This is a genomic window from Flavobacterium cupreum (assembly GCF_003996965.1).
In the GTDB taxonomy this organism is placed as follows: Bacteria; Bacteroidota; Bacteroidia; order Flavobacteriales; family Flavobacteriaceae; genus Flavobacterium; species Flavobacterium cupreum.
Window position 1 is genome coordinate 68355 of record NZ_QWDM01000009.1, and the last position, 25100, is coordinate 93454.

Genomic DNA, 25100 nt, shown 5'->3' on the forward strand with positions numbered 1-25100 from the left:
AAGTCATGGAAAATGTAAACAATTACACCAGCGAAGAACTTCAAAAATGCCCATATCATGCACAACTGGCAAGTCAGGCAGACGATAACAACCCTAGTGAACAGGCCAACACCGGCGACTGGGAAGACGAACGTCATGAAGACGGAACAGATCCGAATCGTCATGAAGAAGAAGAAGGAAACAACAATTCGGGCGGCGCCGGAAGTACCGGAAGCGCAGCAACTAACAGTTAGGATTTTTAACTACTTAAATATAAATACTATGATTACAGATAACAACAGAGATTATGATTCAAACGAACCTAATTTCAATGAGAACAACCCAAGCTATGTAGACCAGTACCAACAAGAGCAGCTTGGCGACGAAGAGACACAACAAGAGCAATTTTTAGATTCCAATGGCGATGCAGCCAGTGGTGATTATCTCGATAATGAATTCTCCAATGCACTAGAAAGAGACGATCAGGAAGATACCGAAGAGGATTTCGATGATAGTGAACTGGAAGAAGACGATTTAGAAGAAGATGATTTAGAAGAAGATGATCTGGAAGAAGATGATCTGGACGATGATCTTGTAGAAGACTATGATGAAAACGACCGTGAACCGGAACCGGAAACCTTTACGGATGACAGTCTGAAAATAGACTAAGCACTTTCAAAGCACTAGTATAATTGAATTATATAAAGAAAACCTCTGTAGTAACTATTACCGGGGTTTTCATTTTTATGACTTGGAAAATTTGTTTGCGAAGCAATTAATGAGCAGGATATGGAAGAACTATTTTTTAAAGACTGGAAAAGCATCGGGCATGTTGTCCTTGCTACCGTCATTGCATTTATCACGTTATTTTTTTTCGTCAGGATTTCAGGCAAACGTACCCTGGCCAAACTTAATGCCTTTGATTTTGTAGTAACAGTCGCTTTGGGATCGACATTGTCGTATATGATGCTGGCCATTGTACCTCTCATAGAGGGTGCTATTGTGCTGTTCCTGATTATTATATTACAATACATTTTTGCGAAAACAGCACGTTCGTCCCGGAAAATGGAAAAACTTATTAATGCAATGCCGAGCCTGATTTTCTATGATGGAAACTTCATAGAAAAAGCCATGGCCAAAGAAGCCATAACAAAAGGGGAAGTATTTTCAACAATTAGAAATTCGGGCATCGATCAGATTGAAGACGTTAAAGCTGTTGTCATGGAACTGAACGGACAAATCACAGTAGTGCGGAAATCAGAAGGAAACGGAATTAGTTCTTTAGATGATATTAAACCTTAGGCAATCCATTTTTATACGCGATTGTGATGAAAATTAAACAATCATTTGCAAAAATTATATAAATGCACCCCTTGTATAAACTGTACCTTTAAAAGTGCCTAATACAAAGGTCAGGCAACTGGAAAAGCAATTAATTTAATACTGATATATATGAAATCCCAAAATTACTTATACACATTTGATGAATCTGCAGGTGATCTTACCTCTTACGAAGAACAGTTGCTCCTGCATTATGATGATTACCTGGAAGGCGGTGCTGCATCTTCATTAGCAGCCAGTAATCATTACAACTTAGAGCTTGGAGAACTGGAAGAGGACCTTGAAGATGATTTCGAATCGGAGTATGATGAAAATGACTGGGAAGAAGAGGAATCCGATGAGGAGAGGAAAGAAGAAAGTGACGAGGAGCCCGGAACTTTTATAATGATGAGCTAAAATTGAAATAAAAACAGAAGTAAACCTGACAGCTTTTAAAAAGTTATCAGGTTTATTTTTTTTATACCAATTAGGTTTACGCTAACGTAAACCATGTCTTTACTTCATCAGCTATGGTTTCTTTGATTTTATGGTTTTCAAATTCATTGGTGGCCGGATTATATTGATACTCTTTCTGCCATTCTTTATAATGTAGAACCACCTGCTCAATTGCATCACAGACAAATGACAGTTCCTCATTCCTCATGATCGGATGCAGTGACAAACGCACCCAGCCCGGCTTATTGGTTTGGTTTCGTTCCAGCAGCTCGTTGGTAATTTCTGCCGATTTTTTCTCGTTGATATTAAAAAGATAATGCGCATACGTACTGGCGCAGGACCAGCCGCCACGAACCTGGATGCCGAACCGGTCATTTAAAAGCCGTACGATTAAGTTATAGTGAATATCTTCAATGACAAAAGAAACACATCCAATTCGTTCCGTTTGCAGATCCCCCAAGACAGAAAGCCCTTTTATTTTCTGAAGTCTTGAAAAGCAATGATCCAGCAGTTCTTTTTCCCTTTTTTTGATGTTTTCCACGCCCATTTTTTCCTTTAATTCCAATGCCAGGGCAGCCCGGATCACCTGAAGAAACCCCGGAGTTCCACCGTCTTCCCGTACTTCTATGACATCGCTGTAACAATATTTGCCCAAAGGGTTCGTCCACTTGACATTTCCTCCTCCGGGATTATCGGGAAAATCAGATTTGTATAAGTTCTCATTAAAAACCAAAATACCACAAGTTCCGGGTCCGCCTAGAAATTTATGCGGCGAAAAGAAAATAGCGTCCAGCTGTTGTTCGGGATCTTTGGGATGCATATCGATTTTTACATAGGGTGCCGAAGCAGCAAAATCAACAAAACAAAGTCCGCCGTGCTGGTGCATGATTTTAGCCAATTCATGATACGGCGTAATAATTCCCGTCACATTCGAACAAGCCGTAAACGAACCTATCTTTAAGCTTCTGCCCGCGTATTTTTTAATTGCTGCGGAAAGAATTTCGGGATCAACCAGATTATTTTCACCAGGAGGTAAAATTACAACTTCAGCATTGCTTTCATACCAGGGAACCTGATTGGAATGATGCTCCATATGTGTGATGAAAACAACAGGTTTGTCTTCTTCATCGCTGGTTCTCAACCCCATTATTCTTTGCAGTTTTGATAAGGCTGCTGTCATTCCGGTTCCTGTGGTCACCAGAACATCAGCTTCATTGGCATTAACCGACTTTTTAATAATTTCCCTCGCGTACTGGTAGGCATACGTCGAAGCTTTTCCGGTCTGGCTGGAAAACGAATGCGTATTGGCAATCATCGGACCAATTTTAGTAAGCATAATGTCCTCAATCGGAGCGTATAATCTTCCGCTGGCCACCCAATCTGCATACAGCAGGTTTTGTTTTCCATAAACGGATTTAAAACAATGGTGTACTCCTATTGTATTTGCTCTAAACTGAGAGAAATAACACTCTAATTCAATTGGTTTTTCTGTTGGCTCAATAACATTCATTTCCTTTATCATTTAAATTAAGTAAATTTTATTTGTTCAAAAGCGATTGAAGCGTGGTCTGTAATTCTTCCCCGTGAAGGTTTTTTGCTACGATAATTCCTTTTGAGTCGACTAAATAATTCCCGGGAATGGCTCTTACACCATATAATTTGGCCACCGCACTGTTCCAGAACAATAAATCGGAAACGTGCAGCCAGCTTAAATGATCCTCCTGAATTCCTTTAATCCAGTTTTCTTTCTTTTTATCCAACGAAACGCCGACGATATTAAAGCCTTTGTCGTGAAATTCCTGGTAAGCTGCGACTACATTTGGATTTTCTCTTCGGCAGGGTCCGCACCAGGAAGCCCAGAAGTCTACTAAAGTATAGCCTTTCAGGTTTTCAGAAAGACGAACCGGTTTTCCCTGTGGATCATTAGCTGTAAAATCGGGCGCTTTTTTTCCAACCGCCAATCCGTCTAAAACCGTAACCAGTTCTTTGAGCTCTTTCACGTAAGTGGTGCCTTGTAGACTTTTATCGAGTAAAGCAATGTTTCCGGTAATTTGTTCCGGTGTTAATCTGTACGACCAGTTTCTGTACAAAACATAAGCTGAAACTATTGATTTAGGGTGCTCTGTAATGAATTTACTGATTTCGGGATCTTTCGCTTTTCGGTACGCATCAAACAAATTCTGGCTTTCAGAGCCTTCCACTACAGAAGTATAATAATATTTCTTCGGACTTAATTGTACGGTAATGGGATCTCTTTCAAGGAAAATATATAAGGGCGATTCTGCTGTGTTGACACTTAAACCATATAATTCCGGTGTTTTGACTTTAGTTTTGAAACTAAAATTTCCGTCTTTGACTTTTGCAGAATCTATTGTGGTAAACATTTTATTGTGAAACTTTTGCAGATAAACATACGACACCACTGTATCGGCAACAGTTCCTTTTAATTGTAAATTACTTTCCTGTGCCTGAATCTGTACTGCTCCAAGAAATAAGGCAAAACCTGCTAGTATTTTTTTCATTTTTTTTGATGGTTAAGTGAAACGCTGAATACGATTTTTTTATTTTATTCTAGTTTAAGTTGGGAAAAAGAATTCCTGCAAGCCATGTCAAAAGGCCTTTAGCAAATGCTTTTAAAAATTTGGGGAATTAATTAGTGCTTTCGCATTCGGAAACCGGAAAGACTGTTTTCGTCGAAAAGTGAATTCAAAACTCATAACTGGTATTTAAAAAACAGGAGTTGGTTTTCATTTTAAATAATAAATAATTTTACAATGATGACCTTATTCAGATTGAAGCAATCTTTCTTATCTGTCCGCTACAGCGGAAGGATTTAGCACCTTATTTGGCAACAGGTTGCTAAGACATCATCGGGCCTATTCCCTCCGTCTTTCTGGATAAGTCACACAGAATTTTTTTCTGCTGTTGCAAATATATACAAATTCTATAAACTTAGTAGAGTTAATTTAAAATATTTTTAGTTTTTGTATAAAATCACCCTCTTTAGGATCGTAAAACAGTGTAATTAAACACATTACAATTCAATAAAAAACAGTTCTGCTTCCAGAATGATTTCGTTGAAAAATTGCTACGGAAGGAATAGTTTGTCCTTAAAAAACAATAAAGCTTCTGATAAATAGTTTTATATTAGCTATACTAAAAATGAAAACTATTTAAAATCAGCATGAAACAGTATAACTGAATTTTTTTTATGGCCTAAAACAAGAAGTTAGTATACTCTATTCTGCGCATCTAAACTATAATTTAAAAATGAAAAAAACAGTCCTTGTTGCCCTATTAGCAATCACTTTATTTTCCTGTAAAAAAGAAGAAAAAATTGAAAACACGGAACCAAAAACGCAGGTTCCTTCTACGCCAGCCACCGGTAACGAAGCAGCGTCAACGGAAATAAACTGGGATGAGATTCCCGACTTACAAAATATTGGCAATTTCCCTTTTATTACTGCTCCTGCCGGACTTCGGATAGCCCACGCAAAAGAGGGCCTTTCTGAGTTTTTTGAGTACGAAACAATGGAAAATTTTATTGGAAATAACATCTATACTACCGAGGGTAAATTGGGAATTTTAGCTTTTGAAGATGCAGAAGGTAAAGATTTCAATCAAAAACTTTTTGATAAAAGTGTTTACGACTACCTTGACAAAATAGGTGCGAAAAAAATATACCAGGGTGATTTTCCGGAGGATGAAAATCAAAGAGCAAAACTGGAAAAAAATATGTGGACCGGAAAGCACGGTACCAGTGGCCTTTTAAGGGAAAGTGATGCCCCGTTTGCTGTTTACGCTTTCAAAAACGGGGGTAAAAAATATATGGTAAACGTTCAGTCCAATTCGGCACAGGGAAATGTTTTTATCATGGAACTCAAAAATTTTGAACAAACCATCAAAAAATATTCAGCCGAACAAATGAAAAGTGACATTGACAAAACAGGTAAAGCCATTCTGCATATCAATTTTGCTACGGACAAAGCTACTTTACAGCCGGATGGAGAAAAAATTGTAGCCGAAATTTTCGCCTTGCTTACTGCTAATCCAAACCTTAAATTATCAATAGAAGGCCATACGGATAACACTGGCACCGCTGTTAAAAACCAAAAACTCTCCAGTGACAGGGCCAATACCGTCATGTATGCTTTGGCAGCAAAAGGAATTGATACCAAACGTTTAAAAGCCGCCGGATTTGGTTCTGAAAAGCCTTTGAAAGAAAATAATACAGAAGAAAATAAAGCCGAAAACCGAAGAGTAGAACTGGTTAAAATCTAATATAAAAAATAAACCTGAAAACAATAAAAAAGCCTTTTCATCACGAAAAGGCTTTTTTTGTCATTAGCTGTTTTTAAATTCGATTAGAATTTATACGTTACACTTCCCATCATGGTGCGTGGAGCCTGAACGTTGACTGTGCTGTAACCGTTGAAGTACAATTCGTCTGTAAGGTTATTTACTTTCAACGAAACTCTGTATTTAGGCTGATCGTAGTACAATGCAGCATTTACAACAGAATACGATGGAAGTTCAAAAGTCTGTCCCGGACCATTGTTGTAGATAAATGTAGCATCTCCGTAATTACCTCCAAATCCTAAACCTAATCCTTTCAGCTTAGACGCCTGAAGGTTATAGCTGAACCAGTAGTTGATCAAATTCTCCGGTCCTGCTGTTATAGGTCGTAAATCGTTTAATTCAGATTCATTTTTAGAATAACCTACAAGAAGGTTCAATCCCGGAATTGGGTTGGCTGTAACCTCCACCTCAAAACCTTTGCTGAATTGCGTACCATTCTGGATGCTTGCATTTGGTAACGTTGGGTCTGATGTTACAATATCTTTAACTTTAATGTTATAGTAACTAACGGTAGCGCTTACTTTATTTTGAAAAGCATTCACTTTTATACCCCCTTCAAACTGATTTGCTTTTTCAGGATCAAATTGTTTCATCACAAGAGTACCGCCAACATTGGCATTTAAGAATCCTTTGTTGGTAAAACTATTCTGGTAATTACCAAATACAGACAACTGATCTTTTATAATCTGGAAAACTGCACCAAACTTTGGTGAGAATGCATTCTGTGAGAAGCTGTCCGGTTTCGTGTCTGAAGCCGCATCAAATGTTCCTTTATTTTCAAAATAGTCATAACGAACTGCTGCCGAAAGGATCAATCTGTCATCTATTGCGCTAATGGCATCTGCAACATACGCACTGTAAGTTGATATAGATGCAGAACTCAGGTAAAGGGCATTACTGCCATTTCCAACCAGCCTGGCATTTACGTTTATCGGGTTGAAATCGTAATAATTAGGAGTGGCTCCGTTATAATTTACTACGTCGTAAGGGGCATAATTTTGAAAACTCTGAAATCCGATTTTATTCGTACCGTAAAACAAGTCACCACCTACCAATAAACGGTTTCTTAATGCTCCGAAAAGAACGAAGTCTCCATTAAAGTTTTGCTGGAATTCCAGTGCATTGTCTTTTCCGTTGGTATTCCAGGCATTTCTTGATAACTGCTCGTTTGGCAAAAGATAGAACCAGGTTTGAGGACCTGCCGCTTTATTAGAATTGCTGCTGAATATAGACTGTGAAGTCCATTCGTCAGAGATTTTATAACTGGCCTGTGCAAAAACGTTGAATGTTTTGGTATTGGTCACAAACTCATCTCCTAAAAATGATCTTTTGTAGTTGATGTTGATATCTTTTGCATTGCTGATTCCGATAGCAGCCGGTGTTCCGCCAAGGTAAATTAAAGGCATACCTGAGTTATCCTGATTCCCAATTTCGGCATCGACAGAAAGGGTAAGCTTGTCATTTACTTTATAAGAGAAAGAGGGTGCTGCGAAATAGCTTTTTGAGTAGCCGAAATCCTGAAAAGTATTGGCTGTATTGTAAGAAGCATTCAATCTGAATAATGCGGTGTGATCGTCGTTTAGAGGAGTGTTAACATCAGCTGTTAAACGGTTAGCCCCGTAACTTCCGCTTTGGTAAGCAATTTCACCTCCGAAATTCTCGTATGGCTTTTTAGTAACACGGTTAATCAGTCCGCCGTAAGATGAAAGTACGTTTCCGAATAAGGTAGCAGAAGGTCCTTTAATTACTTCAATTCGCTCTAAATTTGCAGCATCAGAATTGCTGTTTACCTTTCCGGCAACACCATTTCTTACTAAACTTTGCGTAATAAATCCACGTAGTGAGTACCAGGAACCTCCGTCACCGGCACGGTTCGTAGCTCCCCATAACTGGTAGATACCCGGAACGTTTTTCAACGCTTCATCCTGGTTGGTTACCAGTTGATCTTTCATTAATTCTTTTGTCACTACATTGTATACCTGCGAATTTTCAAGGTTTTTAACCGACATTCTCGACACGTATTCACTTTCTGACTTGGTGTATTTGTTTGCGTTTCCTTTAACAAATACTTCAGTAAGTGCTTCAGATGTAGTTACCAAAGCAAAGCTTTCTGTCACTTCACTTCCAGAAGTAACAGTAACACTTTTTTCTTTCGATGAAAATCCTACTGCAGCTGCCTTTAGTGTATAGGTCCCCGGCTTAATGTTTTTGATCTCGTAGTTTCCCTGAGCATCTGTAACAGTTCCGATGTGGGTTCCTTTAATAGTTACCGAAACATTATCGGCAATTTCATCATTAGATAAAACCACTGTACCTTTAATAGTTCCCGTTTGTGCAAATGAAGTGGCAGCTGTAAGCAACACCATAAAGAAGCTCAGTAGCGGAAGAAATATTTTTACTTTCATGTTATTTAGAATTGTTTTTAATAGCGCAAATGTATACGAAGTGTTAAAATAAACCAAATTATTTATAATTATTCCAGATAATGAAACATGAAACCGGTTTAACCTCTTATTTGACATTTTTTTTAATTAAAAAAAGAAAGATTCATTTTTTTTTAGGAATAAGGTGTCTTTAATTATGAAATTAAATGGCAAAATTTTCTTTATCATTATTTTTTACCAAATGATAAATGAAAAAAGAATAATTTTCAGGAACTTGGCTGTATGAAGGAACTGAATGAATATATTTTGCAGTTTGGAAATTTAAACAGCCAGCAATTAGCGCTTATTGAGAAAAAATCAATGGAAATCCAACTTCAAAAAGAGGACTATTTTTCTGAAGCGGGAAAAATTCCGGGTCAGGTTGGTTTTATTCTCGAAGGTATTATTCGGGGCTGTTATTACAACAATAAAGGAGAGGAAATCACACGTTGTTTTATAAACGAAAACAGTGTGGTGGTAGACTATGTCAATTTTGAAGCAAACACCCACTCTTCCGAATATTTACAGGCTGCTACCAATTGTAAGCTGCTTGTTTTTCAAAAGAGGATTGGGAAGAGCTTTCGCAAACCATAGTGGGTTGGGATAGTATTAAAAACAAGATGTTTCAAAATTGTCTTTATATAAAGTCCAGAAAAGGGCCCGTTATTTCCCAGGATGCCACCACCCGCTATTTAGAATTTATGAAAAATTATCCCAATCTCCTTAATCGTGTTCCGCTGGCTTATGTTGCCTCCTACCTCGGCGTTACACAACAATCCTTAAGCAGAATCAGGAAGAATATTCGCTGATTGCGTTTTTACCAAATGGTAAAGGGTTTCCTTTTTCTACGTTGCAATTTTGCCTTGTTAACGTAAAAATAATAAAAATGAATACAAAGAATCAGGAACACGAGAAAAGCCAATTAAAAGAAGTTCGCAAATCGGTATTAATTACAGGAGCCAATAAAGGTATAGGCTTTGAAACAGCAAAACAACTGCTGCAAAAAGGTTTTTATGTTTTTGTAGGAAGCCGTGATTTAAAAAACGGACGGGACGCGGTTGCAAAATTAAAATCGGAAGGACTTATTCATGCAGAAGCCGTACAATTGGATGTTACAGATCAAAAATCGGTAAAAATTGCGCGCGAAGAGATTGGTCAAAAAATAAGTGAATTAGATATACTTATCAATAATGCCGGCATCAACGGCGGTATGCCCTATACGGCACTTGAGGCATCGACAGATCAGTTTATGGCGGCATTTAATACGAATGTATTTGGGGTAGCACGGGTTACGCAGGCCTTTATGGACTTACTGCAAAAATCGGCAGCGCCCAGAATTGTAAACGTGAGTACCAGTGTCGGTTCTCTTTCGCTGCAAAGCAATCCGGAATGGCCGGCGTATGACTATGCAAAGTATGCCGTGTATGGTTCATCAAAAGCGGCTATGAATATGTACACTGTTCATTTGGCTTATGAATTGCGTAATACGGCTTTTAAAATAAATGCAGTTTGTCCGGGTTATACAAAAACCGATTTCACCAACCACAACGGAGGAAACGTTGAAGAAGCCGCAAAACGGATTATAAAATACGCCTTACTTGACAAAGACGGGCCTTCGGGCAAATTTTTCAGCGAAGAAACCAATCCGCAAACAGGCGAAATTCCGTGGTAAACCGCAGATTCATAAACAAAAAAACCTCCAAATCAAATGACTTTGGAGGTTTGTAATTTTTGAGAGAGCCTGTCAGCTCCAGCAGAGCCTGGTCTTATCAGATATATTGTAAACCTTTAGCACACCGCAATAACTCCATTACTTAATAAAATCAAGTATGTCGGAATTAATCGTTTCGGCATCTGTTGTGGGCATTCCGTGACAAAGACCGGGATAGGTGATTAACTTTCCGTTTTTAACCAGTTTGATTGCGCGCAGTGCCGTAACATTATAGGGAACGATCTGATCATCTTCACCATGCAGTATAAGTACCGGTACATCAACGCTCTTCAGGTCTTCGCTAAAATCGGTTTCTGAAAATGCTTTTATACAATCAAAATGTGCCTTGATGCCGCCCATCATTCCCTGACGCCACCAGTTGTCCTGAATGCCTTTTTTGATGTCCGCTCCTTCCCTGTTGTATCCGTAAAAAGGAAAAGTGATGTCCTGATAAAATTGCTGTCTGCTGTTTGCCGTGTTAAAACGAATATCGTTAAACACCTCAATCGGTACCCCATCCGGATTATTTTCGTCTTTTACCATGTATGGCGTAACTGCACTGATGAGTATTACTTTCGACACTCTGTCTTTACCATATTTTGCCGCATATCGGATCGCTTCACCGCCTCCGGTGGAATGCCCGATATGTATGGCATCTTTCAAATCTAAAAATGCGGTGAGTTCTGCTACATCTGCTGCGTAGGTATCCATTTCATTTCCGGTAAAGGTTTGGGTAGATCGTCCGTGTCCTCTTCTGTCATAGGCAATCACCCTAAAGCCTTTCTCTAAAAAAAACATCATTTGTGCATCCCAGTCGTCTGCCGACAATGGCCAGCCGTGATGAAAAAAAACAGGTTGTCCTGTTCCCCAGTCTTTGTAATAGAGTTCTGTTCCGTCTTTTACTGTAATTTTATCCATTTTGCTTTTTTTTGTTTGTTAGTACTCTTTTTAAAATTGAATTTTTATATACTTCCCGATCACTTTAATAAAGGTTTACTCATAAGCCTGCCTGTTAGTAAAGAAACCATCGTTTTAAAATATTTTTTCAGCTCGTTATAAATTTTCATACCAGTCTATGATGTAGTCCGCTACCGTTTCCCAGCCTTCTTCTCCGCAAATAAAGTGGCTTTTGCCCTGAAAAATTTTCAGGTCTGTCCTGCTGTTTTTGTCTTTGTATTTTTTTGCAAGCGTAGTCGTGAGAGAAGATGGAAAAATATGGTCACTGCCCCCGCCAATAAATAAAATAGGTTTGTGCGGTTTAGCGAAGTCGATATTAGAAAATGAATTCAAGACCAGTTCACGGCTTACTTTATAACTTTCCGGAACAGCAAAACTGTCAAAAGCTTTCTCCCTGTCTTTTTCCGGCAAGGTGTTGAAAAAACATTTATCATACCATTCCCGGCTGCCCAGAAAATATTTTTCGGAAGAAAAGAAACCAAAGGCAGGTAATACTGCTTTTAATGTCGTAAAGGGTGGAAATACATTTTTTGGGGGAGCTCCGTCGATACTGACTACCGCTGCGGCCTTATCCAGTTCCAGTAATTTCATGGCTGCCATTCCCGCCATGGAATGCCCGATAATCAGCGGTTTTTCAGGCAGACTGTCTATTATTTTTATGATGTTGCTGACCACATCAATAAAGCCTGTCTTAATCAAATCAGGATGAACCTGTTTTCTCAAAGCAGAAGGATTCCCGTCGTGGCCCGGGTTTGCCGGAGTGTAAACGGTATATCCCTTTTGCTCATACCAGTCTTTCCACTTTGCCCAACTTGTTTCGTTCACAAAGTTCCCGTGTATAAGGATAATACTTTTCGATTTCATACATTAAATATTTAGTTATTAATAGAGCAGAATTCTGAAGACAACAACTATGCTAAAATACTAAATAATTAACTATCAATTGATTACAAAATTATTAACTTTATTCATTTGCTATATTTCACTAAATAATGCCATTATGATGAAATATAAAAAGTCAGCTGTTACAGAATGTATTTTTAGCTTTTCATTCTCTGAAGCATCCACGACACAAAAACGTTTTATACACTGGGAAATGAACCAATCATGACCACTGTATTTGTTTCCGGAGGTGCCGCAAAAATCAATGGCATATTACTTGACTGTAAATTTTCTGTTTTATGTAGAATTATAAATTTTTTAAACCTGGTACTATGAAAGTAACTTATTACGGACATTCGTGTTTTTCGGTGTATGCGAATGAAAAACACATTCTATTTGATCCCTTTATTACACCAAATGAATTAGCAAAAGAGGTTGATGTTGATTCCATAAAGGCCGATTACATCTTTATCTCCCACGCCCATTATGATCATATTTTAGATGTGGAGCGAATTGCCAAAAACACAGGGGCTAAAGTTCTTGGCAATTTTGAAATCTACAACTGGCTTCTGAAAAATGGAATCGAAAATGCACACCCTATCAATCCCGGCGGCCAGTACGACTTTGATTTCGGATCCGTCAAATGCGTGATTGCCCAGCATTCCAGCAGCTTTATCGATGGCAGCTACGGCGACATTGCCTGCGGGTTTGTTTTGACGACTATCGACGGAAATTTTTATTACAGTGGCGATACTGCCCTGACGCTGGACATGCAGCTGATTCCAAAATTCACCACACTCGACTTTGCCGTTTTTCCTATTGGCGACGGACTTACCATGGGTGTGCAGGAAGCTGTTGAAGCCTCTAATTTAGTGGGGGTCACTAAAATATTGGGGGTTCATTACGACACTTTCGGTTTCATTGTCATGGACCATCAAAAAGCAGAAGCGGGTTTTAAAAATGCAGGTCTTCAGCTTTTCCTGCCCAAAATTGGGGATACTATAGATTTGTGATTCTTTAAATTCCAAATTTTTTAAATTCCAAATTCCAATAAAAAAGCCGGAATTTTAATAATTCCGGCTTTTTTGGATTAATTCTAACTCAATGTAATTTCTACGAAGGAGATTTACAGAAGAAGTTAATCATACTCTCTATCGACAGAATGTTGCATCTGGATGTGATTTCTCCCTTCGGTCGAAATGACAAACGAAGCGCTTTTTACTTCCAAGTGAATGGCTTATTGGCCAAGAAACGTTTTTATATATCCGGCAGTCAATAGGGGTTCCTGATGCTGCGGACCGTGACCGGCATGCGGGAGAATAATTAACTGCGTGGTGGGAAGATCCCGAAGCAACGGAAACCAGTTCTCTACTGCCGCACTGATGTCATTATCCCCTGAAATCACTAAAATTGGAACAGCCGTTGTTTTTAGTTTTTCTCTCAGTTCATCTTTATCCTCCGCGGCAGCTCCCCCTCCCTGAAAATAAAGCTGGAAAACTTCCATTGTCGATGGTATTTTGGTTACGTCAAGCCTTTTGGAAATCCTTTCGTACGATTCCTTCGCTGCATCAATGGATCGCTGGGATTTTGGCTCATAGAACAAAACAATCTCATCATCAAAATCATTAAGCGGCTTTACAGCGGCATGAAGGAAGGCAGGAGCAATCTCGACTGTCCTTTTACCTAAAGGTACTGAACCGATCACGACTGCATTGGTTATCAGCCCGGGATAGCTTAGAGCAGCAACCTGTGCAATCAGCCCGCCCCATGACCAGCCCAACACAGCTGTTTTTTCCAGCTTCAGGTATAAGGCCAGGTCCTTAACATCTTCGGCTACAACAGCCAAATCCGTTGGAAGTGTACCGGTTGAATAGCCAATTCCCGTGTAATCAAAAGTGATCACACGATTATTTTCTGCAAGTGAATCCAAAAATAAAGGATCCCAGGTATCCAGTGTTCCCCTGAAACGGTTACTCAAAATTAGAGGCGCACCCTTTCCTATAGAGCGGTATGCGAGTGTTCTTCCTTCTAGTTCGGCATATTGCGTTACGCTCCCTAGTGCCGAATTTTCTACATTGGTTTTAGTAGTTGTCATAAAATTTTATTTTGTTTTGTTTATAAATCGATACTGTGCTTCTTCACTTAGGATAGTACTTCGCTCATTGCTATTCCCAGCGCCCGGGCAACACCTGCTCCGTAATCAGGATCGGCTTTGTAACAATTTTGAATGTGGCGGATCTGAATAAACTTCTGCGCACCGCCCACAGCCCTGGCCGTATTTGAAAAAAGCAGTTCCTTTTTGTCTACAGTGAGCAATCTGAAAAGATTACCGGGCTGCGAATAATAATCCGTATCTTCCCGATGGTCCCACTGCCAGGCCTCACCAAATACAGGCAGTGCCGGTTCCTTATACCCGGGTTGCTCCTGCCATTCGCCAAAGCTGTTAGGCTCGTAACCTTTGGCAGCGCCGTAGTTTCCATCGACGCGCATGGCGCCATCTCTGTGAAAAGCGTGATAAGGACATTTTGGAGCATTCACAGGAATCTGGGCATTATTGACGCCCAAACGATACCGCTGGGCATCACCATATGAAAAAAGACGGCCCTGCAGCATTTTATCCGGTGAAAAACCGATTCCGGGAACAATATTTGCCGGATTGAAGGCTGCCTGCTCCACCTCTGCAAAATAATTTTCAGGATTTTTGTTCAGGACAAATTTCCCTGTCTCGATCAGCGGAAAATCTCCATGCGGCCAAACTTTAGTCAGGTCAAAAGGGTTAATATGGTAATTACAGGCTTGTTCTTCAGTCATTACCTGAATGTAAAACTTCCATTGCGGAAAATTGCCTTTTTCAATATTTTCAAAGAGATCGCGCTGATGGCTTTCCCTGTCATTGCCGACTACATCAGCAGCTTCCTCATCAGAAAGGTTTTCTATGCCCTGCTCTGTCCTGAAATGGAATTTAACCCAGAACCTTTCGTTTTGAGCATTTATAAAACTATACGTATGACTTCCAAAACCATGCATGTTCCTGTAGGATTTAGGCAGTCCCCTGTCGGTCATATTAATGGTGATCTGATGAAGGGCCTCCGGCAATAAGGTCCAGTAATCCCAATTGTTATCGGCACTGCGGAGATTTGTTTTAGGATCGCGCTTTACGGCATGGTTGAGGTCCGGAAACTTAAGCGGATCTCTCAGGAAAAATACCGGCGTATTATTGCCTACCAGATCCCAGTTTCCCTGTTGGGTGTAAAACTTGATGGCAAACCCGCGAATGTCGCGTTCTGCATCTGCAGCCCCGCGCTCGCCGGCAACCGTGGAGAATCTCACAAAAAGCGGCGTGGTTTTTCCAATCTCCGAAAAGATATCGGCTTTGGTAAAACGTGTAATGTCGTGCGTAACGGTAAATTCCCCGTAGGCTCCTGATCCCTTTGCATGCATACGTCGCTCGGGTATAACTTCCCGGTCAAAATGGGCCAGTTTTTCCAAAAACCAAACGTCCTGAAGCAATGCAGGCCCTCGCTTTCCCGCTGTTTGAATGTTTTGGTTATCCGAAACAGGACTTCCTGTGGAGGTGGTTAGTTTGTTGTTTTCCATGGTTACAATTTTTAATTTATTTTTCTGAATTTGGTATCTAATGATTGCCTAAACTTCAGCGTATTGCTGTATTCCAGCCCCACTAAATTGGCAACTGATTCCTTTTTGTGTTTAGTATCACTTCTAAATTCAGAAAAACAATTTGTATACCATTTCAATAACCATAAGAAAATCAACAGTTTAAACAACATAATACCTGCTCTTGTTTTTATATTTCACTAAATTGCACCTGACATTTACTAAATATGATAACCAACAGTTTTAGCGGGAGCTGCTTACGAAAAAAAACGCGAACCGTGTGTAGTGATTTTACCGCGAGAGACGCAAGCAAAAACGCAGGGATCGCAAAGTTTACGATATAAACTTTGCGATCCCTGCGTTTTTTAAGACAAAGAATAGCAAAAAAATTTGCGTGCTTTGCGGTTAAAATTGGAATTTGGAATTGGAGTTTTAAAATTTACTAACCTTCCCTCCTTTGCTCCGGGCCTTCAAACTTTTTGCTGATAGGAAATTCGGGTAAAAAGTTAATTTTCAAAATAGTTCCGTTATCTTTTTCCATCGTAAAATCTCCGTCAATGTCTTCGCTCAGACCCTGAATCAGCCTCATTCCAAAAGAATTAATTTTAGTTTCTGTTCCTTTGTTTTCAATTCCGATTCCGTTATCTGCAACGGTCAGTAAATAATGGCCGTTTATACTTTCCTCCAGTGTAATGTAAATCATACCGGTTCTCTCCTCCGGGAATGCATATTTTATAGCATTGGTAATCGCTTCGTTTAAAATAAGTCCCAAGGGTATCGCCTGCGCGACATCGAGTTCTAACGGGGCCACTTTTACTTCAAAACGGATTCTTTGTCCTGTACTAAAGGATTCTTTAAAATATTCAACCAGCTCGATAATATAACTGTGCATATTAATCGTTGAAATATTATCTGATTTATATAATTTCTGGTGAATCAGCGACATGGAATAAATTCTGTGCTGGCTGTTTTTAATTGCCGACAGGGCCATATCGTTATCCAGATAGGCTGATTGCGAATTCAAAAGGCTTATCACGGTTTGCAGGTTGTTTTTTACACGGTGATGGACTTCCTTTAAAAGCCATTCCTTCTCATCTAACAAATGCCTCAGATTGATATTTTTCAGATTAATTTCTCTTTCTTTAAGCTCCAGTTTCGAATGATTTTGCTGCTTTAAGCGGTAACGGTTGTAAAGCAGTCCAATGATTACTAAAAGCAATACTAAACTCCACACTGATACCGTATTTAACAATTTTGATTTTTGCAATTTACTTTCCTGTAGTTTGGTCTGTTCGCTTAGAAGTTTAATTTTTTGTTCCTTATTCAGGGTTTCATAGGCAATCTTCAGTTCCTCAATTTCCTTCTTTTTTGAAGTGCCAAGAATCGAATCGTTTATCTTTTTGTAGTTCTGAAAATGTCTCATAGCACCATCATAGTTGCCGCTTAAAGAATCATTCTTAAACAATAAATACTGAAGAAGATCCGAGTCATAATTGTTATTGAATTTGGTGCGCAGTCCCAAAACTTTATCCGTATAAAGTTTAGCCAGCTTCGGACGGTTGCTTTCGGCATAAAACAAAGCCATTAAAGTATATCCATGGACGACTTCCCTGAAAGTTTCCGGAGTATTTAACTGCCGGGCATAAATTTCCATTTCCTTAAAACATTTTTCAGCCTGAACAGTGTTGTTTAAAGCAATATAACAGTTGGCTTTGTTAAAGGCAACCGACATTTTATCAAATGCATTTGTGGGCGGATATTTCAAGGTAACTGAATTTAGATAGGCAAGAGCTTCCTTGTTTTTTCCTTTCATCGACAACGCTGCAACTGCGCTGAAAAAACTTTTATACCAGGTACCGCTATTCAGGGTGTTTTGCCCCACTTCTATGCTTTTATTATAGAGTTCTAATGCTTCTTCATTGTAGCCAATTGTATTATAAACGTTACCGAGGCGGGTATAAAAAATGTCTGCAAGCGTGTAATCTTTTTCAGCTTCCATTCTTTTTACACTTTTTAAGGCATAATATAAGGCACTTTTGACATTATGCATATTGAGTTCAATATAGGAAATCGTTGTTTCTCCAAATTGTTCGTGGGTAAACCCAATCTTTCTAAGGTCGGCTAAGTTTTGATACAGTCTTTTTTTGGCTTCGTTTATTTTTCCCGTCCAGAAATAAATGGTGGTAATCTTCATATAGATTTCGATTCTTTTCTCTTCCATCCCCAATTCTGTGTAGATGGAAAGTGCTTCTTCAAGATTCTTTTCTTTTTCAGGATCCAAATTAGACAAAAGCATTCCCTGCGCATCCAGGGCAGCGGCAAGTTCCGGTTTGTCATTTTGTTTGCGGCAGTCACTGATTACGGCTGTAAAATACTTTTTACTTTCTGCCGGATTATTGGCCTGCGCATAATATTTGGCCAACAGCACGACGCTCTGATGTTCCAATTTCTTCATCTTCAGCTGTTTACTTAGCGCTACGGCTTCTTTAATATATTTCAGTGCTTTTTGAAGGTCTTCCGGTTGGGTACCGGGCTTAAAAAGATACAAATTACCCAGTTGCAGTAACAATTTAATCCGGTCTTCATTTTTGGTTTTTGCCAAAAACTTCTGGGCAGAAATGGTATTGCCCTTTGCAATCAAATCGTTTCCAATCAATCCTGACCCGCTGTTAAAACCTTCATCGTAAGCTAATGAAACCGGAATTTTATACGCTTGACAAGCTAATACTACGGAACTGTCTACATCTATTGCTCCTTGGTTTGCATTGTACAAATACATCGAGCAGGCCTGAATTAAAAGCCTCTTTTTCTTTAGATCATACTTATTGACAGCGGCACTTTGCGCTAAGCCTTGTACTACAATAAAGAGATTAAAACACAGGAGAAGCGCTTGTTTCATGACAGGATCGTATTAAATTTTTGGTTAAAACGAAGCAAATATAAAAACAAAAACGCATGATTTTAAGAACTATACTGAATAAAATCTACCCTAAATTTGATTTTAATAAATTTAACCTGATACTTTTAGCATTTTAAGAGTAATAATTAATTAATTTTACATTCTTTAAAAACATAAACATAATTGCTGCTAACCGATGGAAACGCCTTTTAAAGAAATTGCGGACTCTTATAAAACGACAGTTCATAAGAGAATTTTAATTGTGGAAGACCAATTTATTGAAGCACATGATTTGCAGTTAATTCTGGAAAAAGCCAATTATGAGGTGATCGGAATTGTGCGATCGGTAGATCAGGCCCTGGAAATACTGGAGACTCAAAAACCCGATCTTGTATTGCTGGACATCATGCTGAAAGGAGATAAAAACGGAATTGAGCTGGCCCATATCCTGCGAAAAAAATGTATCGGGTTTATTTTTATTTCAGCCAATTCAAGCAAACAGATCCTGGATAAAGCCAAAACGACCCATCCTTTCGGATTTATTGTAAAACCTTTTAGGGAACAGGATATCCTGACGACTTTGGAAATTGCCTTTTTCCGCCTCGATTACAGTCTTGAATCGCAATTGCTGCAGCAGTCAGAACTAAAAAACAATATAACAGACCTGATCCGTTCCAACTTAAATATTGAAGACGCTTTGCCGGCGTTTGCAAAAATCATACAGACCTTTGTGACCTTTGATTACCTGGAAGTTGGTTTTGAAAATACGGACCAATATTCGAATTTAGGAATCATCCGTAAAAATATCGGGCAATATCAGATTATTACCGTTCAGAAACTTTCGCAAATTACTGAAATACCGCTTAAAGAACTCAATGAAACCTACAGAAAATCTTCTATAGCTATTGTACCAGGGGTGTACAGCGAAGAATCTTTAATTAAAAATTTTCAGGCTGCACCGATAAAAGGTTTAATCTCACACAATTTCGGAATAAAATCGTATTTGGTTTTCCCGCTTTCAATCGGAGATTCAAATCATTTTTCCTTTACTTTTTACAGTAGAAATTTCAATGCCTACTCTGATGAAAATCTGAAGTTATTAGCTACTTTAGAAAGTTCGCTGTCGCAATTAATAGCCCGTTTTTATTCCATTGAACAGAAATCGTATGTCAAGAAGATAAAGCCTTTACAAAAAGAAGAGGCAAAAATTGCAGAAACCGGCTTTGAGGGAATTATTGGCGACAGTTCGCAAATGCTTACTGTCTTTAATTATATAAAACGTGTGGCGCCTTCCGACACTTCTGTACTAATTTTAGGAGAAAGCGGTACAGGCAAAGAGAAAATTGCACAAAATATTCATGCTTTATCCAGTCGCAAGGACAAACCTCTTGTCATAATCAATTGTGGGGCCATTCCTGAAAATCTGGCAGAATCGTTATTCTTTGGCCATGAAAAAGGTTCCTTTACCGGAGCCCTTGAAAGACGTATAGGTAAATTCGAACTTGCCAACGGGGGCACTATTTTTCTGGATGAAATTGGTGAAATGTCCCCTGCACTGCAGGTAAAATTACTGCGGGTCTTGCAGGAAAATTAAATCGAACGTATCGGGTCACATTCCCCCATGAAAATTGATGTGCGCCTTATTGCCGCCACTAATAAAAATCTGGAAGACGAAGTGGCAGCGGGAAGATTCAGAATGGATTTATATTATCGCTTGCTGGTCTTTCCGATTTTAGTTCCTTCGCTGGAGAAAAGAAAAGAAGATATTCCTAAGTTGGCCCAGCATTTTATTGAGATGTACAGTCAGAAAGCAGGCAGAAAAGCACCTGTCCTTTCGGCTACAGCACTACAGCAGCTTATAGAGTATAACTGGCCCGGCAATATTAGGGAACTTGAACATGTGATACAGCGTACCGTACTGCTAAATGACAGTGATATGGTGAAGGAAATAGAGCTTTTCTCTTCCTCCAAAATGCATGCTGAAGTCGCAGCTGAATCATTTTCAATCAAAACTATTATCGAAAACGAGAGGGATTACATCTCGTATATCCTAAAAAAATGCAATGGAAAAGTTTCAGGCGCTGGCGGTGCCGCAGAAATTCTTGATATCAACCCTTCGACATTAAACTCAAGAATCAGGAAACTGGATATTAAAAGAGATTAGTAGCTATTGCAATAACATTTCTCTTCCTATATCACTACTATTTTACGTATGGCCTTAACTACACAAGCGCCGAATCAGATTTTCTAATCACGATAAGGCAATAAACCTTGTCGCTTACAATTACGGATTAATCCAAATCCTGTATGGCGTTTTTATTGCGAAATCTCACAAACAAACCTCTTTTTTTAGCGAAATATAATACGTAAAAAAGGGCAATACAGCCGAATTACTGCGTTTTATCGACTGGCATGCCTATTGGTTTCTGTTATACTATTAACAACCAAAACCAATTGCATTATGAAAAAATCAATCTTTCTATATGCCTGGGACTAAACTAAATAGTATGAAAGCAAACTCTAAAAATGTACTGTTAATTACCGGTGCATTCGTAAGCCACACTTGCTGGGACGAATGGATCAAATACTTCGGTGAAAAAGGATATAACGCTCTCGCGCCGCCCTGGCCGTTTAAGGATGGCACTGCAAAGGAACTTCGGGATCGTCAGCCCTATGATATTGGTCTGGCCATGCTGACCTTACAACAACTTATTGACTACTATGCCGGTATAGCAAAATCGTTTCCGGAGAAACCGATCATCATTGGTCATTCTTTGGGCGGAATGATTGCACAGATACTGGTAAATCGCGATTTGGCAGCTGCAGGAATTGCAGTACATTCGGTGCCTCCTTTGGGTGTAATCCCTTATGAATTTACTTTTTTAAAATCGGGCTGGAAAGTTTTGGGATTCTTCAGTTCGGTAAAAAAAACGTACCTGATGTCTTTTCCTAAATTTCAATATGCTTTTGTAAACGGATTGCCATTAAGCGTTCAAAAAGAAGCATACGAAAAATATGTGATTCCGGAATCGAAAACAGTAGCGAGAGGCGGACTAACTGCTGATGCAGCTGTTGACTTTAAGAAAAATCATGCTCCGCTATTGTTTGTGGCGGGAAGCAAAGACCAGTTTCTATCCCCGCATCTGATCACACGAAATTTCAACAAATACAGGCGAAATGGCTCTGTTATTGATTACAAGGAATTTAAAGGGACTAATCACAATGTACTGCTTTTAGATTCCTGGAAAGAGAATGCCGACTATATTCTCTGCTGGATTGATGCTGTCCTGCCTGACCCAAAATATACGGTTGGCAAAGTACTGTCAAATACAATTTATTGATTGAAACATTACTATCTAAAAATTAAAAATCATGAGTTTATATCCATTACAAAAAACGGCAATTATTCTGATAGATCCTTTTAATGATTTCCTTTCTGAAGGAGGGAAACTATTTCCTTTGACTAAAGAAACTGTGGAAGAAACCGGACTTGTCAGAAATATCAAAAGACTTCTAATTGCTGCAAGAGAAAAAAAGATCCGGATTGTTTACGCACCGCATCATAATACCCAAAAGGGGGATTATCTGAACTGGAAGTTTTTATCCCCTTCGCATCAGGGCAGCAGCAACATTACTCTTTTTGAAAAGGGATCTTGGGGTGCCGGGTTTCATCCTGAGCTTATGATGCAGGAAGGTGATTTACTGGCACAAAATCACTGGACAGCCAGTGGTTTTGCTAATACCGATTTAGATTTTCTGCTCCGTCAGCACGGTATTGAACACATAGTGCTTGCGGGGATGAAAGCCAATACGTGCATTGATTCAACAGCGCGGTATGGCGTCGAATTAGGGTATCATGTTACGCTTATAAAAGATGCGATAGCCGCATTTAACTGGGACGAGATAAAAGCTACTGTTGAAACAAATTTTCCTAATTACGGACATGCTCTGTATGGTACGGAAGAATTTATACAACAAATAAACCTTTAATTATCGAAAGGCTGATCGAAAGCATTATGACTTCGGTTATGAATACTGCATTTTAAAACGTCACTTTAGCAGGAGTTAGTTACTTTAAAAAAAATAATGAATACAGGGCTTTTATGTTGCTCCTATTGCTGTGTGAAACTTGATTTTATTTTTCATTTTCACACAGAAAGTGTGTGAAACTTGATTTTATTTTTCATTTTCACACAGAAAGTGTGTGAAACCTGATTTTCATTTTTACTTTCACACAGAAAAACTATAGTTCCAGTCGTGAAATTATCGGTATAAAGCCAAAAAGGCCCGGACATTCCATCCGGGCCTTTTCACTTTGCCTATTTTAAAATTCAATTGTAATTTTTATAACGTATACTTCCCTGCTCTACCAGAAGAAACAGTATATTCTTTGTCAACATATTACAAAAAAGTACCGAACCTTTCAAAGTGACAGGTATAGCCATTCGGATTTTTAACGAGGTAGTCCTGATGGTAGTCTTCAGCAACCCAGAATTTTGTAAAGGGTTCAAGGGTGGTAACAACTTCCCCGGGCCATTTTCCTGAGTCATCAACGATTTTAATTACTTCATCGGCGATCTGTTTTTCATCTTCATTCTGAATAAAAATGGCAGATCTGTAGCTTGAACCTTTGTCATTGCCCTGCCTGTCTACTGTTGTTGGATCATGCATCCTGAAAAAGTAGTCCAGCAGCTCTTTATAATTTGTAACGGTACTGTCGTAGGTAATTTCTATGCCTTCAGCATGTCCCGGATGATTTTGGTAGGTTGGATTATCATTTTGTCCTCCTAAGTATCCCACTTCGGTATCTTTTACCCCCGGGCGTACCCGAAAAAGGTCTTCCATACCCCAAAAACATCCACCGGCTATATACGCTTTTTTTAAGTTTTCCATGATTTCACTTTTAAAAATTATACGGGCTTTTTTCGCCCTTACTGTATTCATTAATGTGCTATCAAAGATAATTGATTATTGGTTGTGTTGTTTACAGGATTATCTACATTCCGTACATTTTTCAAACAAAGTGTATTTGGCTTTTACTATTTTTTCCAAATAGTCAACTTTATCTCTTTCTGTCTGAATGAATCGACTATTTGCTTTTATGGTTACAGATGCTGTGTAAATTTAATAACAAAACCCTTTTTTCGTATAAGAAAAATTCCAACTAAAGAATTAATTTTAAAAGCTTTAAATCACAGCAAAGTAATGAAAATAGCTACTTATAATGTCAACGGGGTCAACGGACGTCTTCCGGTACTGCTCAGATGGCTTGAGGAAACAAAACCAGACATTGTCTGCCTTCAGGAACTGAAAGCACCGCAGGATAAATTTCCCGAAAAAGCCATTAACAACGCAGGATACAATGCCATCTGGCACGGCCAAAAACAATGGAACGGCGTGGCGATCCTGGCGCGCAATAGGGAAATCAAAGAAATCACCAGGACCCTTCCCGGCGACAAAGACGATGTGCAGAGCCGCTATATGGAAGCCCTTATTGATGGTCTCGTAATTGCCTGCCTGTACCTCCCCAACGGAAATCCCGCTCCGGGTCCGAAACTGGAGTACAAACTGTTATGGTTCGAACGTCTGGCCCACCGCGCCTCTACGCTGCTGAGTTTAAAAACACCGGTGATCCTGCTGGGCGATTTTAATGTGATGCCCACTGAACTTGATGTATATAAGCCCGAGCGCTGGCTGAAAGATGCACTCTTTCTGCCTGAAGTACGCAAGGCCTTTGCCGATATCGTCAATCAGGGCTGGACCGATGCCATACGCAAATTATATCCTGATGAAGTAATTTATACTTTTTGGGACTATTTTAGAAATGCCTACTCCCGTAATGCCGGACTTCGCATTGACCATTTCCTGCTGAGTCCGCAGGTTGCAAAGAAACTGAAATCCGCCGGGGTGGACAAGCATGTTCGCGGATGGGAAAAAAGCAGTGATCATGCACCCGTGTGGATTGAAATTGATGAAATAAAACTGCCGCCAGCGAAGAAACCTATTAAATAATTACTACCTTTATTTTATGAGAAGAAAAGCAGATATTATTATAATCGAAGACGACGAAGACGACAGAATATTCCTTCAGGATATTTTTGACAGCCTGAAATACCCTAACAAACTGGTCTTTTTTGAAGATCCGACGCTTGTACTGGATTACCTGTCAAGTCCCGCTGTTTATCCGTTTATGATATTGTCGGATATCAATATGCCAAAAATGGATGGCTTTGAACTTCGGAACAAGATTTTGTCCCGTCCGGAAACGAGCAAAAAATGTGTTCCTTATATTTTTATGTCTACCTCAAAAAGTCCCGAAAATGTTAGTAAAGCCTACGATTGTCATGTACAGGGCTTTTTTAGGAAAGAAGCCGATTTCAATGATTATAAAGAGACGATCGAGAATATAATGAGGTACTGGATTACAAGCCTTACACCTACCAGTACCACTTAAATTTTAAAATCGGGGGCGCTATTTATTTAGCAATCACCCAACCCA

General features: G+C 39.2%; 21 protein-coding genes, 2 pseudogenes and 1 riboswitch. Of the genes and pseudogenes, 14 read left to right on the forward strand and 9 right to left on the reverse strand.

What is annotated here, in order from left to right; translation table 11 throughout:
* The first annotated feature begins 5 nt into the window (after nucleotides 1-5).
* The 4 genes from D0817_RS14980 (at nucleotide 6) to D0817_RS14995 (ending at nucleotide 1716) form a co-directional block, all read left to right on the forward strand.
* On the forward strand, nucleotides 6-233 hold the full coding sequence (locus D0817_RS14980; protein WP_127339194.1) for a hypothetical protein: 228 nt from the start codon (nucleotides 6-8) through the stop codon (nucleotides 231-233).
* A gap of 28 nt (nucleotides 234-261) precedes the next feature.
* The gene (locus D0817_RS26055; RefSeq protein WP_193555362.1) at nucleotides 262-648 is read left to right on the forward strand and encodes a hypothetical protein; all 387 of its coding nucleotides are present in this window, start codon (nucleotides 262-264) and stop codon (nucleotides 646-648) included.
* 120 nt (nucleotides 649-768) lie between these two features.
* A complete protein-coding gene (locus D0817_RS14990) occupies nucleotides 769-1281 on the forward strand; it encodes a DUF421 domain-containing protein (RefSeq protein ID WP_127339195.1) in 513 nt (170 codons plus the stop codon).
* Between the two features lie 150 nt (nucleotides 1282-1431).
* A complete protein-coding gene (locus D0817_RS14995; protein WP_127339196.1) occupies nucleotides 1432-1716 on the forward strand; it encodes a hypothetical protein in 285 nt (94 codons plus the stop codon).
* Between the two features lie 76 nt (nucleotides 1717-1792).
* On the opposite strand, the gene D0817_RS15000 is transcribed toward D0817_RS14995, so the two are convergent.
* Together D0817_RS15000 and D0817_RS15005 are read right to left on the reverse strand one after the other, a co-directional pair.
* On the reverse strand, nucleotides 1793-3265 hold the full coding sequence (locus tag D0817_RS15000; RefSeq protein WP_238160884.1) for an aminotransferase class V-fold PLP-dependent enzyme: 1473 nt from the start codon (nucleotides 3263-3265) through the stop codon (nucleotides 1793-1795).
* A 28-nt stretch (nucleotides 3266-3293) separates the two neighbouring features.
* On the reverse strand, nucleotides 3294-4277 hold the full coding sequence (locus D0817_RS15005; RefSeq protein ID WP_127339198.1) for a TlpA disulfide reductase family protein: 984 nt from the start codon (nucleotides 4275-4277) through the stop codon (nucleotides 3294-3296).
* Nucleotides 4278-4559: 282 nt separating this feature from the next.
* Nucleotides 4560-4659, reverse strand: a riboswitch (SAM riboswitch).
* Between the two features lie 366 nt (nucleotides 4660-5025).
* Between D0817_RS15005 and D0817_RS15010 the strand changes: the two genes are divergently transcribed.
* The gene (locus D0817_RS15010) at nucleotides 5026-6036 is read left to right on the forward strand and encodes an OmpA family protein (protein ID WP_127339199.1); all 1011 of its coding nucleotides are present in this window, start codon (nucleotides 5026-5028) and stop codon (nucleotides 6034-6036) included.
* 83 nt (nucleotides 6037-6119) lie between these two features.
* Here the strand turns inward: D0817_RS15010 and D0817_RS15015 are convergent, their stop codons facing one another.
* Nucleotides 6120-8519, reverse strand: a complete 2400-nt coding sequence (locus D0817_RS15015; RefSeq protein WP_127339200.1) for a TonB-dependent receptor — start codon at nucleotides 8517-8519, stop codon at nucleotides 6120-6122.
* A gap of 261 nt (nucleotides 8520-8780) precedes the next feature.
* Between D0817_RS15015 and D0817_RS15020 the strand changes: the two are divergent.
* Together D0817_RS15020 and D0817_RS15025 are read left to right on the forward strand one after the other, a co-directional pair.
* Nucleotides 8781-9346: pseudogene (locus D0817_RS15020) on the forward strand (Crp/Fnr family transcriptional regulator).
* A gap of 77 nt (nucleotides 9347-9423) precedes the next feature.
* Nucleotides 9424-10209, forward strand: coding sequence for an SDR family oxidoreductase (locus D0817_RS15025; protein ID WP_127339201.1), 786 nt, complete (start codon nucleotides 9424-9426; stop codon nucleotides 10207-10209).
* Between the two features lie 138 nt (nucleotides 10210-10347).
* On the opposite strand, the gene D0817_RS15030 is transcribed toward D0817_RS15025, so the two are convergent.
* Complete coding sequence (locus tag D0817_RS15030) at nucleotides 10348-11166, reverse strand: alpha/beta fold hydrolase (RefSeq protein ID WP_127339202.1); 819 nt, start codon at nucleotides 11164-11166, stop codon at nucleotides 10348-10350.
* A 135-nt stretch (nucleotides 11167-11301) separates the two neighbouring features.
* The gene (locus D0817_RS15035) at nucleotides 11302-12069 is read right to left on the reverse strand and encodes an alpha/beta hydrolase (protein WP_127339203.1); all 768 of its coding nucleotides are present in this window, start codon (nucleotides 12067-12069) and stop codon (nucleotides 11302-11304) included.
* A 350-nt stretch (nucleotides 12070-12419) separates the two neighbouring features.
* Between D0817_RS15035 and D0817_RS15040 the strand changes: the two genes are divergently transcribed.
* Nucleotides 12420-13100: a metal-dependent hydrolase gene (locus D0817_RS15040; RefSeq protein ID WP_127339204.1), complete on the forward strand. Its 681-nt coding sequence runs from the start codon at nucleotides 12420-12422 to the stop codon at nucleotides 13098-13100.
* A 224-nt stretch (nucleotides 13101-13324) separates the two neighbouring features.
* Here the strand turns inward: D0817_RS15040 and D0817_RS15045 are convergent, their stop codons facing one another.
* From D0817_RS15045 to D0817_RS15055, 3 genes are all read right to left on the reverse strand, one after another.
* Nucleotides 13325-14182: an alpha/beta fold hydrolase gene (locus tag D0817_RS15045; protein WP_127339205.1), complete on the reverse strand. Its 858-nt coding sequence runs from the start codon at nucleotides 14180-14182 to the stop codon at nucleotides 13325-13327.
* 47 nt (nucleotides 14183-14229) lie between these two features.
* On the reverse strand, nucleotides 14230-15684 hold the full coding sequence (locus tag D0817_RS15050) for a catalase (RefSeq protein ID WP_127339206.1): 1455 nt from the start codon (nucleotides 15682-15684) through the stop codon (nucleotides 14230-14232).
* Nucleotides 15685-16144: 460 nt separating this feature from the next.
* Nucleotides 16145-18601 carry a sensor histidine kinase gene (locus D0817_RS15055; protein WP_127339207.1) on the reverse strand — a complete coding sequence of 819 codons (2457 nt, stop codon included), beginning with the start codon at nucleotides 18599-18601 and terminating at the stop codon, nucleotides 16145-16147.
* A gap of 196 nt (nucleotides 18602-18797) precedes the next feature.
* Between D0817_RS15055 and D0817_RS15060 the strand changes: the two are divergent.
* The 4 genes and pseudogenes from D0817_RS15060 to D0817_RS15075 all read left to right on the forward strand — a co-directional run.
* A pseudogene (locus D0817_RS15060) lies at nucleotides 18798-20321 on the forward strand (sigma 54-interacting transcriptional regulator); the annotation flags it as partial.
* Nucleotides 20298-20765, forward strand: coding sequence for a sigma-54-dependent Fis family transcriptional regulator (locus tag D0817_RS26640; RefSeq protein ID WP_497756096.1), 468 nt, complete (start codon nucleotides 20298-20300; stop codon nucleotides 20763-20765). The pseudogene D0817_RS15060 and the gene D0817_RS26640, both read left to right, overlap by 24 nt.
* Nucleotides 20766-21108: 343 nt before the next feature.
* Nucleotides 21109-21942, forward strand: a complete 834-nt coding sequence (locus D0817_RS15070; RefSeq protein WP_127339210.1) for an alpha/beta hydrolase — start codon at nucleotides 21109-21111, stop codon at nucleotides 21940-21942.
* A 31-nt stretch (nucleotides 21943-21973) separates the two neighbouring features.
* Nucleotides 21974-22591 carry a cysteine hydrolase family protein gene (locus tag D0817_RS15075; protein ID WP_127339211.1) on the forward strand — a complete coding sequence of 206 codons (618 nt, stop codon included), beginning with the start codon at nucleotides 21974-21976 and terminating at the stop codon, nucleotides 22589-22591.
* A 411-nt stretch (nucleotides 22592-23002) separates the two neighbouring features.
* Here D0817_RS15075 and msrA read toward each other — a convergent pair whose 3' ends face one another.
* Nucleotides 23003-23494, reverse strand: a complete 492-nt coding sequence (gene msrA / locus D0817_RS15080; protein ID WP_127339212.1) for a peptide-methionine (S)-S-oxide reductase MsrA — start codon at nucleotides 23492-23494, stop codon at nucleotides 23003-23005.
* Nucleotides 23495-23581: 87 nt separating this feature from the next.
* Between msrA and xth the strand changes: the two genes are divergently transcribed.
* Nucleotides 23582-24613 carry an exodeoxyribonuclease III gene (xth, locus tag D0817_RS15085; protein ID WP_238160885.1) on the forward strand — a complete coding sequence of 344 codons (1032 nt, stop codon included), beginning with the start codon at nucleotides 23582-23584 and terminating at the stop codon, nucleotides 24611-24613.
* A gap of 16 nt (nucleotides 24614-24629) precedes the next feature.
* Nucleotides 24630-25055 (forward strand): response regulator, encoded by a 426-nt coding sequence (locus D0817_RS15090; protein ID WP_127339213.1) that lies wholly within the window; start codon nucleotides 24630-24632, stop codon nucleotides 25053-25055.
* Nucleotides 25056-25100 lie beyond the last annotated feature (45 nt).